This is a genomic window from Serratia surfactantfaciens, from assembly GCF_001642805.2.
GTDB classification, from domain to species: domain Bacteria; phylum Pseudomonadota; class Gammaproteobacteria; order Enterobacterales; family Enterobacteriaceae; genus Serratia; species Serratia surfactantfaciens.
On record NZ_CP016948.1, the window covers coordinates 2,564,719 to 2,576,753 of the forward strand.

At 62.8% G+C, this 12,035-nt stretch carries 12 protein-coding genes; 4 read left to right on the top strand and 8 right to left on the bottom strand.

The window, feature by feature from the left end:
• The first annotated feature begins 4 nt into the window (after positions 1-4).
• Positions 5-898: a LysR family transcriptional regulator gene (locus tag ATE40_RS12115; RefSeq protein ID WP_063918648.1), complete on the top strand. Its 894-nt coding sequence runs from the start codon at positions 5-7 to the stop codon at positions 896-898.
• Here ATE40_RS12115 and ATE40_RS12120 read toward each other — a convergent pair.
• The gene (locus tag ATE40_RS12120; protein ID WP_063918611.1) at positions 895-1,884 is read right to left on the bottom strand and encodes an aldo/keto reductase; all 990 of its coding nucleotides are present in this window, start codon (positions 1,882-1,884) and stop codon (positions 895-897) included. The genes ATE40_RS12115 and ATE40_RS12120 overlap by 4 nt on opposite strands.
• Before the next feature lie 361 nt (positions 1,885-2,245).
• On the opposite strand from ATE40_RS12120, the gene pqqU reads away from it, so the two are divergent.
• From pqqU to ATE40_RS12140, 3 genes are all read left to right on the top strand, one after another.
• Positions 2,246-4,342 (top strand): TonB-dependent receptor PqqU, encoded by a 2,097-nt coding sequence (gene pqqU / locus ATE40_RS12125; protein WP_063918649.1) that lies wholly within the window; start codon positions 2,246-2,248, stop codon positions 4,340-4,342.
• Between the two features lie 148 nt (positions 4,343-4,490).
• Complete coding sequence (locus ATE40_RS12130; protein WP_019453468.1) at positions 4,491-6,863, top strand: glucose/quinate/shikimate family membrane-bound PQQ-dependent dehydrogenase; 2,373 nt, start codon at positions 4,491-4,493, stop codon at positions 6,861-6,863.
• Between the two features lie 410 nt (positions 6,864-7,273).
• Entirely contained in the window at positions 7,274-7,453 is a 180-nt protein-coding gene (locus ATE40_RS12140; RefSeq protein WP_019453466.1) for a hypothetical protein, read from the top strand.
• Positions 7,454-7,467: 14 nt separating this feature from the next.
• Here ATE40_RS12140 and ATE40_RS12145 read toward each other — a convergent pair whose 3' ends face one another.
• The 7 genes from ATE40_RS12145 to ATE40_RS12175 form a co-directional block, all read right to left on the bottom strand.
• The gene (locus ATE40_RS12145) at positions 7,468-8,073 is read right to left on the bottom strand and encodes a helix-turn-helix transcriptional regulator (protein ID WP_025159863.1); all 606 of its coding nucleotides are present in this window, start codon (positions 8,071-8,073) and stop codon (positions 7,468-7,470) included.
• Positions 8,074-8,158: 85 nt separating this feature from the next.
• A complete protein-coding gene (locus tag ATE40_RS12150) occupies positions 8,159-9,001 on the bottom strand; it encodes an MrpH family fimbial adhesin (protein ID WP_063918613.1) in 843 nt (280 codons plus the stop codon).
• 39 nt (positions 9,002-9,040) lie between these two features.
• Complete coding sequence (locus ATE40_RS12155) at positions 9,041-9,598, bottom strand: fimbrial protein (RefSeq protein ID WP_019453463.1); 558 nt, start codon at positions 9,596-9,598, stop codon at positions 9,041-9,043.
• Positions 9,595-10,086, bottom strand: a complete 492-nt coding sequence (locus ATE40_RS12160; protein WP_019453462.1) for a fimbrial protein — start codon at positions 10,084-10,086, stop codon at positions 9,595-9,597. Before ATE40_RS12160 ends, ATE40_RS12155 begins: the two co-directional genes overlap by 4 nt.
• 15 nt (positions 10,087-10,101) lie before the next feature.
• Positions 10,102-10,593 carry a fimbrial protein gene (locus ATE40_RS12165; RefSeq protein WP_025159864.1) on the bottom strand — a complete coding sequence of 164 codons (492 nt, stop codon included), beginning with the start codon at positions 10,591-10,593 and terminating at the stop codon, positions 10,102-10,104.
• A 9-nt stretch (positions 10,594-10,602) separates the two neighbouring features.
• A complete protein-coding gene (locus tag ATE40_RS12170) occupies positions 10,603-11,211 on the bottom strand; it encodes a fimbrial protein (RefSeq protein WP_050439758.1) in 609 nt (202 codons plus the stop codon).
• A gap of 49 nt (positions 11,212-11,260) precedes the next feature.
• The gene (locus tag ATE40_RS12175) at positions 11,261-12,019 is read right to left on the bottom strand and encodes a fimbria/pilus periplasmic chaperone (RefSeq protein WP_063918614.1); all 759 of its coding nucleotides are present in this window, start codon (positions 12,017-12,019) and stop codon (positions 11,261-11,263) included.
• Positions 12,020-12,035 lie beyond the last annotated feature (16 nt).

Here is a 12,035-nt window from a genome sequence, read left to right on the forward strand (position 1 = left end):
CGATATGTTGAAAGAAAACTTTAACGACCTGATCGCTTTCCTGATGGTGGCCAGAGAACGCAGCTTCACCAAAGCGGCGGCCCAGCTCGGGGTGTCTCAATCGGCGCTCAGCCACGCCATCCGCGGGCTGGAAGAACGCCTGGCGCTGCGCTTGCTTACGCGCACCACCCGCAGCGTGGCCCCCACCGAGGCCGGTGAGCGGCTGCTCAACAGCATCGGCCCGCGCTTTGCGGAGATAGAAAGCGAGCTGAACGCGCTGGGTGAAATGCGCGATCGCCCCGCCGGCAACATCCGCCTCACCGCCGGCGAACACGCGGTGGATGCGGTGCTGTGGCCGGTGCTGCGCACTTTTCTCGTCGATTACCCGGACATCAACGTGGAAATCACCGTCGACAATAGCCTGACCGACATCGTCGCCGGGCGTTTCGACGCCGGCATCCGGCTGGGGGAACAGGTGGCGAAGGACATGATCGCGGTGCGCATCGGCCCGGACATGCGCATGGTGGCCGTCGCCTCACCCGCCTATTTCGCCCGTCACGGCCTCCCCGCCACGCCGCAGGCATTGCAAAACCACCGTTGCATCAATATGCGCCTGCCCACCCTCGGCGGGTTGTACGCCTGGGAGTTCGCCCGCGATGGCCGGGAGATCAAAGTACGGGTGGAGGGGCAATTGACCTTCAACAGCCTGCGCCAGCGAATCGACGCCGCACAGCTCGGTCTCGGCATCGCCTTCGTGCCGGAAGACAGCGTCGCCGAGGCGCTGGCCGACGGGTGCTTGCAGATGGCGCTGGACGAGTGGTGCCCGCCGTTTCCCGGCTATTACCTCTATTACCCAAGCCGCAGGCAACACACCACCGCCTTTGCGCTGCTGATTGAGGCGCTGCGGCGCGGGGCTTAACGCCCGACGTTCTTCTGCAGATGCGCCGGGTAGCGATCGCCGATCACGTCGATAGCGGAGAGCGCACGCTCAATCTCGCCCAGTTCGTCCGCCGTCAACACCACCGACGCCGCCGCAAGGTTTTCTTCCAGTCGGTGACGCTTAGTGGTTCCCGGGATTGGCACGATCCACGGCTGCTGCGCCAGCAGCCAGGCCAGGGCGATCTGCGCCGGCGTCACGCCCTTGCGCTGCGCTATCTGCCCCAGCACGCCCACCAGTGCCTGATTGGCCCGGCGCGCCTCGGCGCTGAAGCGCGGCACCACGTTGCGAAAATCGCCGCTGTCAAAGGCGGTGTCTTCGGTGATGGCACCGGTGAGAAAGCCCTTGCCAAGCGGGCTGAACGGCACCAGACCGATGCCCAGTTCCGCCAGCGTCGGCAGGATTTCACGCTCCGGCTCGCGCCACCACAGCGAATATTCGCTTTGCAGTGCCGTGACCGGCTGCACCGCATGGGCGCGCCGAATGGTTTGCGCGCCGGCTTCCGACAGGCCGAAGTACTTCACTTTCCCTTCGCGAATCAGTTGCTGCACCGTGCCCGCCACCTCTTCGATAGGCACCTCGGGATCGACGCGGTGTTGATACAGCAGATCGATAGTCTCTACCCGCAGGCGCTGCAGCGAACCTTCCACCGCCCGGCGAATATGCTCCGGGCGGCTGTTCAACACCTGTTGCCCCGCCGGTTGCGGCAGATCGAAACCGAACTTGGTGGCGATGACGACCCGATCGCGCACCGGCGCCAGCGCTTCGCCCAACAATTCCTCGTTCGTGAACGGACCATAAATCTCGGCGGTATCGAAGAACGTCACGCCCTCGTCAACCGCGGCACGGATCAGATCGATCGCCTGCCGCTTGTCGGTAGCCGGGCCGTAGCCAAAACTGAGCCCCATGCAGCCCAGACCCAACGCCGATACTTCCAGCCCTTCGCGCCCCAACTTACGTGTTTGCATCTTCACTCTCCTGCGGATGGTTACCGGCCCCCTGACACAGAGCCGCTCGGATGAGATGACAGTAAAAGACCCATGCCGCCATGACTATGGGGCAAAATACGCTTGAGCTTATGAGCCAGTTTCATTAATCCGCTAACCGTCTCAGCGGATTGAACATTTTCCGGGAACGTTCCTTCCGCAGATATTCTATACTGATGTCAGGATGCACTACCCTTTTCGTTTAGCGTCATGTAGATGGAGTGACAGATGGCTAACCCTGAATCGATCAGCGATTCCCTTTTAATACCAGTGGCAGATTTATCCCATGACCAATAAGAAAAGCGCCGTGCTGACCCCGGCGGCGATGCTATTGCTGCAACCCATGTTCATCGGCCAGGCGTCAGCGGCGGAAAAAACTGAAGAAAAGAGCGACACCCTGGTGGTGATGGCGCAACCTACCGGCCTCACTGAGCTGGGATCGCCGGTTTCCGTCAACGTGATCGACGGCCAGGATCTGCGCAACGCCGCCCCGCAGATTAACCTGTCGGAAAATCTCGGCAGCGTGCCGGGCCTGCAGCTCCAGAATCGGCAAAACTATGCGCAGGATCTGCAGCTGTCGATACGCGGCTTCGGCAGCCGTTCGATGTTCGGCGTGCGCGGGGTGCGCATGTACGTCGACGGTATTCCCGCCACCATGCCCGACGGCCAGGGGCAAACCTCCAACATTGACATCAATTCCGTCGAACGCATCGAGGTACTGCGCGGCCCCTATTCCGCGCTGTACGGCAACGCCTCGGGCGGGGTCATCAACGTTGATACGATAACCGGCACCCAGCCGCCGACGCTGGAAGCCGGCGGCTATTTCGGCAGCGACAACACCTGGCGTTACGGGGTGAAAGCAACCGGCGCCACCGGCGACGGCACCCAGGCCGGCGACGTTAACTACGCCCTCTCCGGCACCCGCTTTACCACCCAGGGCTACCGCGATCACAGCGCCGCGCGGAAAAACCTCGGCAACGGCAAGCTCGGCGTGCGGCTGGACGACGTCAGCACCCTGACGCTGATGTTCAACAGCGTCTCGATTGACGCCGGCGATCCGGGCGGCCTGACCGAGGCGGAATGGAAAGAAAACCCACGCCAGGCACCGCGCGCGGATCAATACAACACCCGCAAATCGCTCGACCAGACCCAGGCCGGCCTGCGCTATCAGCGCCAGATGAGCGAACGCGACGAACTGACGCTGACCGCCTACCACGGCGAGCGCCACACCACGCAGTACCAATCGATCCCGAGCGGACCGCAGCTCAACCCCACCCACGCCGGCGGGGTGATCGTGCTGGAAAGGAAATATCAGGGCATTGACACTCGCTGGAAGCATGAGGATACTCTCGCCTCGTTACCGGTAACACTGATCGGCGGTCTGGATTATGAAACCATGACCGAACGCCGGCAGGGGTTCGAAAACTTTATTCTGCGAGACGGCAAAGTGGACTACGGCGAGAAAGGCGACCAGCGGCGCAACGAGAAGAACCGCATCTGGAACCTGGATCCTTACCTGCAAACTTCCTGGCAACTGACGCCGCACTGGACGCTGGACGCCGGCCTGCGCTACAGCACGGTCAGCTTCGATTCGACCGACTACTACATCACCCCGCGCAACGGCGATGACAGCGGCAGCAAACGCTATCACCAGTGGCTGCCGATGGGCTCGCTCAACTACAAAATCAGCCCGGCGTGGAACGTCTATCTCTCCGCCGGCCGCGGCTTCGAAACCCCGACCATCAACGAACTCTCCTACCGTCCCGACGGCCAGGCGGGTCTCAACATCGGCCTGCAACCATCCACCAGCGACACCGTCGAACTGGGCAGCAAACTGCGCCTCGGCAACGGCCTGGTGAGCGCTGCCCTGTTCCAGACCGATACCGACAACGAGCTGGTGGTGGCGGAAAGCAGCGGCGGGCGTACCAGCTACGCCAACGCCGGCAAGACCCGGCGGCGCGGTCTGGAGCTGGCGCTGGATCAGGAGTTCGCGTTGGACTGGCGCCTGCATATGGCCTGGACGCTGCTGGACGCCACCTACCGCAGCGAGATGTGCGGCAAAGCCGTTTGTACCCCGGCCCAAACCATTCCCGCCGGCAACCGCCTGCCGGGCATCGCCCGCAACATGGGCTACGCCTCGCTGGCCTATGCGCCGCCGGAAGGCTGGCACGCCGGGGCGGAGCTGCGCTACATGAGCGACATTCAGGCCAATGACGCCAACAGCGCGCAGGCCCCCGCTTACACCGTGGCCGGCGTGAACGCCGGCTATCGCTTTACCTGGAACCGCTGGGCGCTGGACGTGTTCAGCCGGGTGGACAATGTTTTCGATCGCCGCTACGTCGGTTCGGTGATCGTCAACGAAGGCAACGGCCGCTATTTCGAGCCGGCGCCGGGGCGCAACTGGGGTGGCGGCGCCACCTTGTCTTATCGCTTTGAATAAGGCAAAGCACCTTAAGGTTAAAAAACGGGATGGGTTTTACGTCACCCTAGCGGCTTCTCGCTGAAATAGTAGGGAGAAACCGCGTGTTTTTTGCGATTTGGCTTAATCTCTAAATCGGGGACTTTCATTTTTTGGTAAGGGTATTGCTATGCAAAATAAAGCGTCACTATCGCCGCTTATCGTCATAACGGCGCTGTTTGCCGCGCTGAGCGGGCTCTATCTGCTCGGCGGCGGCATCTGGCTCGCCAAGTTGGGCGGTTCGCTGTATTACATCATCGCCGGGCTGGTGCTGCTGGCGACCTCATGGCTGCTGTTCCGCCGCCGCGCCACCGCGCTGCTGCTGTACGCGGTGTTCCTGTTGGGCACCACCCTTTGGGCCCTGTGGGAAGTCGGCCCGGACTTCTGGGCGCTGACGCCGCGGCTCGACGTTACCTTCTTCTTCGGCCTGTGGCTGGTGCTGCCGTTTATCTACCGCAAGCTGGTCGCTAACGGCAAGTTCGCCTACGGCGCGCTGAGCGCGGCGCTGGTCATCACCGTCATCGCGCTGGCCTATGCCGTGTTCAACGATCCGCAAGAGATCAACGGTACGCTCGACGCCGCGCAGGTACAGCCGAAAGACACCACCGGCGCAGACTGGCCGGCCTATGGCCGCACCCAGGAAGGCACTCGTTATTCGCCGCTGAGCCAGATCAACGACAAAAACGTCGGCCAGCTGCAAGAGGCCTGGCGTTTCCAGACCGGCGATCTGAAGACCGCCAACGATCCGGGCGAGATCACCAACGAAGTCACACCGATCAAGATCCGCGATACCCTTTACATGTGTACCCCGCACCAGAAGCTGTTCGCGCTGGATGCCGCCACCGGTAAAGAGAAGTGGAAATTTGATCCGCAGCTGAAATATAACCCGACCTTCCAGCACATCACCTGCCGCGGCGTGTCTTACCACGAAACCGCTGCGGCTGCGGGCGCCGCCGGCGACGCCGCACCGGCAATGTGCGCGCGCCGCATCATTCTGCCGGTCAACGACGGCCGTCTATTCGCGCTGGATGCCGAAACCGGTAAACCGTGCCCAGACTTCGCCAACAACGGCGAGCTGAATCTGCAGAGCAACATGCCGTATGCGACGCCGGGCCACTACGAGCCGACTTCGCCGCCGGTGATCACCGATAACGTGATCGTCGTCGCCGGCGCCGTGACCGACAACTACTCCAACCGCGAGCCTTCCGGCGTGATCCGTGGCTTCGACGTCAACAGCGGCAAGCTGCTGTGGGCCTTCGATCCGGGCGCGAAAGATCCGAACGCCATCCCGGCGGACGAGCATCACTTCGTGCCGAACTCGCCGAACTCCTGGGCACCGGCCGCTTATGACGCCAAGCTGGATATCGTTTATCTGCCGATGGGCGTCGCCACGCCGGACATCTGGGGCGGCGATCGCACCCCGGAAATGGAGCGCTACGCCAGCGGCCTGTTGGCGCTGAACGCCTCTACCGGTAAGCTGGTCTGGTTCTATCAGACGGTCCACCACGATCTGTGGGATATGGACGTGCCGGCGCAGCCGACCCTGGCGGACATTACCGACAAGAGCGGCAAAAAAGTGCCGGTCATCTATGTGCCGACCAAAACCGGCAACATCTTCGTGCTGAACCGCACCAACGGCGAGCTGGTAGTGCCGGCGCCGGAGAAACCGGTACCGCAGGGCCCGGCCAAGGGCGATCGCCTGTCGCCGACCCAGCCGTTCTCCGAGCTGACCTTCCGTCCTGAGAAGAAACTGACCGGCGCGGACATGTGGGGCGCGACCATCTATGACCAACTGGTCTGCCGCGTGATGTTCCACAGCCTGCGTTATGAAGGCACCTTCACCCCGCCTTCCGAGCAGGGCACGCTGGTGTTCCCGGGGAACCTGGGCATGTTCGAATGGGGCGGCCTGGCCGTCGATACCGATCGCGAAATCGCCATCGCCAACCCGATCGCGCTGCCGTTCGTTTCCAAACTGATCCCACGCGGCCCAGGCAACCCGATTGAGCCGCCGGAAGGCGACAAAGGCGGCAGCGGCACCGAAACCGGTATCCAGCCGCAGTATGGCGTGCCGTTCGGCGTCACCCTGAACCCGTTCCTGTCACCGTTCGGCCTGCCGTGCAAACAGCCGGCCTGGGGTTACATTTCCGCCGTTGATCTGAAAACCAACGACATCGTGTGGAAAAAACGCATCGGCACCGTGCGCGACAGCTCACCGCTGCCGCTGCCGTTCAAAATGGGCATGCCGATGCTGGGCGGCCCGGTGACCACCGCCGGTAACGTGTTCTTCATCGGCGCCACCGCAGACAACTACCTGCGCGCCTTCAGCGTGACCAACGGTGAAAAACTGTGGGAAGCGCGTTTGCCGGCCGGCGGCCAGGCGACGCCGATGACCTATGAGGTCAACGGCAAGCAGTACGTGCTGATCTTCGCCGGCGGCCACGGTTCCTTCGGCACCAAGCTGGGCGACTATGTGATCGCGTACGCTCTGCCCGATCAGAAGTAACCGTCTGGGTTAATACTCCGCAAAGCACGCCGCAAGGCGTGCTTTTTCTTTTTATGCCCCGCCGAAACGCCCGCCCGCAATACCCCTATTTTTTTCATCTTCATTATTGATAATAATTATCATTCGCAATATTATGGCTTTGTGGCCAGGCAGTGGCCCGCAATCCTTCTCCAGCTTAATGGGCAATACGGCAGTCGGCCGCCTTCAGGCGGCCTTATTCGGAGGCGCATGGTCGACCATACTCGGAAACATCGAAAGAAAATCCTGCAAGCGGCGGTGAAAACGCGGCGCGCCGGCGTAGCGTTCGTGCCGGCCTTTCCCTCCGCCCCGTCTTTTGTCGGTTTGCCTCACCAGACGCAAGCCGTGCTGGTACATTTGATCGGCCATGATGACGCACAGGAGGAACATGAATGAACCTGCAGCCCTTTACCGCCATGCTGATGTTTGCCTACGTGCTGCTGATGGTGCCGCTGCTCTACGTCATCGACAGCCGGCTGAGCGCCAGCAGGCTGGTGCGCAAAGCCACGCAAAACGTCATCATCATCGCGTTGACCCTGCTGTTCTTCAGCGCGATGACGCTGCTGTATTGACGCCCCCCGGCCGCTTACCCTTGCGGCCGCTCTACGGTGTTCAATCCGCCCAAGCGCAGCCAGCGGTAGAGATCCGCGTTGCGTTTGAACCCCAGCTTCCTCATCGCCGCCTGCTTGTGGTTGCTGACGGTTTTCACGCTCAGACGCAGGTTGCGCGCGATGGTGGCCTGCGGTAATTCACTGGCCAGATAGCGCATCACATCCCGTTCGCGGCGAGTAATGCGCTGACGTTCACACCAATAGCAACGGTGTGCGACATCGCCATGCGCCCGCGCCGTCAGTGCTCGCTCCAACTGGCGTAATACGCTGCCCGGCGAGTCGTTGCGGAAAATGACGCCCGTTTCGCTGGCGCAGCGCGGGTTCTCGCGCCAACGGGTATCGTCCGGCACACGCAACGCAAAGTTCATCGGCCGGCCGTCGCTCGCTGACCGCAGGCAGAAACGCGCCTGCCAGTCCCGCGCCACGGACTGAAACACCATATCCGCCCGGTGCGCCAGGGCGGCGTCGAGCAATTGCACCCGTATGCCGCGACGCGCGAAATACGGCAGCAGCAGTTGCTGCAAACCGTCAATAAAGAAACGGTCATTATCGATAAACGCCAGAGTGATGGTGCTTTCCATCGGCACGCTCCCTTTGAAATAATCCTTCCCGGCCGCCGCCATGACACAGCGCCGTATCGTGGCGGCGCGCGGCGGGATAATGCGGCTACGGCAGCGCCAAAATGGCGACCGATTGGCCCGAATAATTGCCGGCCTTGATGGTGCCCGTCACGCCGAGCGTGGAGGTGATCGGCACCGTGACCCCGCGCGTATCCGCAGTGAACTGATACCCCAGGTTGCCCAGGGCGCCGTTGATGCGCAGCGTGCTGTAGACGCCGGAGCTCCCCAGATCCAGGCGGCCATTGCTGCCGACGCGGATATACATGACGATGTTCATCTTCTGCGAGCAAACCACGCGCAGGCTGCCGCGCGCCGTGTTGCCCGCCAATTCGGTATCCGGCAATACGCCGTGGTTCAGATCGAGCTGTTGCTCATCGATGCCGCACACCCCGACCGGCGGCGGCGCGATGCCGCAGACGCTGCTCGGCATCAGCCGTGCGCTGGACCCCACAACGGCGGAACCGGAACTGGTGGTATAAAACAGCCCCACGCACTCCTGAGTGATGGGATCGCCCACATGTGAGGTGTTGCCGCTAATCGGCAACGGGTAATAGCGCTGGTAATAGCTGCTGAGTTCCCCCATCGTCTTCAGTTTGGTGATCTGCGGATGTGCGGAGGAACCGACAACCGAAGCCGATGGCGTCACATTGGTGCTGCCGCCGGTGTTGGCGCTGGTGTGGCGGTGGTTGATCCCGATCGCACACTGGCTTTTCTGATAGCAAGGGTTTGGCGACGGATCATCCGTATCCCAGCTCTCAAGCACATACTCATATTGGGCGTCACTGGGGGAACCGCTGCTTTTGGTCACGTAGGAGTAAATTTGCGCCGAGCACAGCCCCGGCAGCAGGCCGAGCAGTAAGTACATCGCGCTGAAGTGAACACGCTGCATCGCGTCATATCCTTATTCTGTTTTGCCGGAACCCGGCGCTCATTGGTAGTCCAGACTGAAAGTCGCAATGGCGCTGAAAGCGCCGCGGCCGAGGGTTCGCTTTGCCAACGCTTCCGGTTCGCCGCGCACATAGGCCTGTATGCCAATCACCGTGCCGCCGTCCTGCAACGGGTACTTGCCGCCGGCGCTGTTGAGCGGCAAAGGCTGCCCCTGCAGCGTCTCCATACCGATGGCGATCCCGCGCGCCTGGCTGCTCGCCGCCAGCGCCAGCAGCCCCGGCAGCTGCGCATTCTCCGTTCCTTTGAAGGTGATCGACACCGTCTTGCCCAGGCTGAGATCGCACTGCGCCAACCGCAGCTCGAAAGGTTGCCCCTGCGTGCGCTGGTTCAGGTACAGGTACTTGTCGACCAGCGTGCCGAAATCCAGCTCGATGTCTTCGTCGCCCGGCTGAATAACGCAGGGTTCCGCCACCAGCGCACCGCGCATGCGTAGATTGTCTGCGGCCTGCGCGGCCCCGTTCACGCCCAGCGCCAACAGCACCAGGCCGATAACGCCCCGGCCGCCTTGCGTTGTTTTCACGCTCGCCTCCTCCTTCATTGATACTCGGCCCGCAGCGTCGCCGTGGCCTCGAACGCGCCTTCCGTCAGGGTTTCACCCGATTTGCCGACCGGTACCGCCTCCAGCACCGGCGGCTTGGCCGGATCGACAGGCAGCGCGCTGCCCACTTTGAACGGCTGTGCGTTCTGGTAAATGCGGATGCCCAGATAGCGCCGGTCGGTTTGCACCGCCGCTTCGTCAAACGTCGCGGCGGTGCCGGTCAGGCTCAACAGCATGTCCCATTTGCCGATCCCCGGTTCGCAGCGAATGCGGTAACCGATATTTTGCCGATAGTTCACGCCATCAACCTTGTTAATGCCGACGCGATCGCCGAAGTTCACGTCGATGATCCCGTCATCGTTAATGGTGCAGGGCGGCGGTTCGATCAGCGTGCCGCGAAACTGCATATCGACCGTTTTCTCCGCCCAGGCGAAATGGCACGCCATCCCGGCGCACAGCAGCACGCTCGCCGTAAAACGTAGTTTCATGCTCTCGCTCCCGCGTTACTGGTAATCCACCTTCATGGTGGCGCCCGCGGTGAACTCGCCCGCCGCCAGTTTGGCTGTGGCCGACTTCACCGGCACCGCTTCAAGCGTCGGCGCGGTCGGGTAGGTAAAGTTCAACCACTGGTTGATCGGCCAACGGCGGCCACCGCTCATCAACGCAATGCCCAACCCGTCTTTACTGGTGCGCAGCAGCTGGCCGTCGAAACCGCTCGCCGTCCCCTGTACCTGCAGCTTGAGCCCGTTGCTGCTCTGCCCGCTGCACGTCAGCGTGTAACTCACCGCCCGCCGATAGTTGACGCCATCGATGCGGGTGGTCATCACTTCGTCGCCAAAATCCACTTCGATCGGCCGCCCGCCATTGATGATGCAGGGTGGAGAAAGCACGGTGACCCGCACGTTCACCGTGGTCGCCTGAGCCGGCGGAAGGCCCAGCGCCAGCAGCCCCGCCAACCCAATCAGCGCCCGGCCCCGTGTTATCCTCAGCACCATGTCCTCGCCTCAGTCATAGTTCAGCCTAAAGTCCACCGTCGCCCGATAAGCGCCGGCCATCAACGGCGCCGCAGTCCGCTCCGGTGCCACGCTGTAGCTCAGCGCGTCTTGCCCCGGCGTCAACAGCAGCGGCTCGCCGCGGCTCCCCAGCCGAACGTCGCGGCCACGGCCATCACGCAGGCGCAGCCCCATCCCGGAAACGCCCTGCGCCTTCACCAGCTGCGGGTTGTCGCTGTCCGCCACCGAGGCGAAGCTGACCGTCACCGCCGGCTGATTCGGCGCCCAAACCAGCGCGCCGGTGCGCGCATCACGCTGGCCGCCCGGGGTGCGCAGGCAATCCATCAAACGCAGCTCGAACGCCACCGGCCGCCCGCGATCGCCGGCCTGGCGCATGCGCGCGGTGCCGGTCTCACCCAGCCAGATCTCCTGCCGCGCGCTGGTCATCTCCAGTCGACAGGCGCTCTCCGTCAGCGCGCCGTACACCTGCAGCACGCCATGGGCGCCCTCCACCTGCCAGTTGTCCACCACGTCGGCCTGCGCCGAAGGCATCGCGACCACGCCAAGGCTGAGCGCCAGCATCAACGCGCGCTCGCCGACCTTTCTCCGTTCTCGTTTCATCCTTTTCCCCTGAATGGCTCTCCCGTCGACACCGCCCGCTCACGGTGGGTCATGACGCCGCCCGTTTTTCCGGCACCACCTTGCAGCTCGCGCCGCTGCAGCTGAAGCTCAGCTGCGGCCGGCCGCCGTAATCGTTGATATAGGTCAGCACCGGGCTGCCGCCCAGCCCCGCAGCGCCTACGGTCAGGCGCGCCTGGCTCTTCGGCGCGATCATGAAGGGCTCAAACCCTTTCACGCCCTCACCGCCCTTTTTGCTGCCCGCATCGACGATGGTGATGTAGTACGGCGTCGGGTTATTGACCTGGTAACTCTCCCCTTGCCGCGTCAGCGTCAGCTGCTCCTGCCATGGCGTCGCCATGTCGGTGCGGCTCGGCACGATCGCCGCCGGGCGATAAAACAGCTTGATGCGCGTCTGCAGCGCGATCTGCAGCGTATTGGGCTTGTTGCTCTTCGGCGGTATCTCGCGCAGGTTGAAGTAGTACAGCGTCTCCCTGTCCTGCGGCAGCTGTCTTGCCGCCGGCAACGCCTGAATCTTGATCTGGCTCGGCTTACCCGGCTCGATGCGCTGCACCGGCGGCAATACCACCAGCGGGCTGTGGATTTTGTTGCCCTGCTCGTCCTCCAGCCACCCCTGCGCCAGGTACGGCAGCTGCTTATTCTGATTGCTGAGATTGAGGCTGACCGAGTTCTGGCCGCCGTCGAAGATCACCCGGGTACGGTCGAGCGCGATCGCCGCCTGCGCGTGCTGCGACACCGTGGCGCCCAACAGCGCGAACGCCGCTGCGGTTTTCAGAGAAAAAATTTGCATGTTGTCGATAACTCCA

Bases quoted from the DNA above. Each gene is read 5' to 3' on its own strand.
- ATE40_RS12130 (WP_019453468.1), top strand. From the start codon at position 4,491: ATGCAAAATAAAGCGTCACTATCGCCGCTTATCGTCATAACGGCGCTG.
- ATE40_RS12115 (WP_063918648.1), top strand. From the start codon at position 5: ATGTTGAAAGAAAACTTTAACGACCTGATCGCTTTCCTGATGGTGGCC.
- ATE40_RS12155 (WP_019453463.1), bottom strand. From the start codon at position 9,598: ATGAAGGAGGAGGCGAGCGTGAAAACAACGCAAGGCGGCCGGGGCGTT.
- ATE40_RS12150 (WP_063918613.1), bottom strand. From the start codon at position 9,001: ATGCAGCGTGTTCACTTCAGCGCGATGTACTTACTGCTCGGCCTGCTG.
- ATE40_RS12145 (WP_025159863.1), bottom strand. From the start codon at position 8,073: ATGGAAAGCACCATCACTCTGGCGTTTATCGATAATGACCGTTTCTTT.
- ATE40_RS12165 (WP_025159864.1), bottom strand. From the start codon at position 10,593: ATGGTGCTGAGGATAACACGGGGCCGGGCGCTGATTGGGTTGGCGGGG.
- ATE40_RS12170 (WP_050439758.1), bottom strand. From the start codon at position 11,211: ATGAAACGAGAACGGAGAAAGGTCGGCGAGCGCGCGTTGATGCTGGCG.
- ATE40_RS12120 (WP_063918611.1), bottom strand. From the start codon at position 1,884: ATGCAAACACGTAAGTTGGGGCGCGAAGGGCTGGAAGTATCGGCGTTG.
- ATE40_RS12160 (WP_019453462.1), bottom strand. From the start codon at position 10,086: ATGAAACTACGTTTTACGGCGAGCGTGCTGCTGTGCGCCGGGATGGCG.
- ATE40_RS12140 (WP_019453466.1), top strand. From the start codon at position 7,274: ATGAACCTGCAGCCCTTTACCGCCATGCTGATGTTTGCCTACGTGCTG.
- pqqU (WP_063918649.1), top strand. From the start codon at position 2,246: ATGTTCATCGGCCAGGCGTCAGCGGCGGAAAAAACTGAAGAAAAGAGC.
- ATE40_RS12175 (WP_063918614.1), bottom strand. From the start codon at position 12,019: ATGCAAATTTTTTCTCTGAAAACCGCAGCGGCGTTCGCGCTGTTGGGC.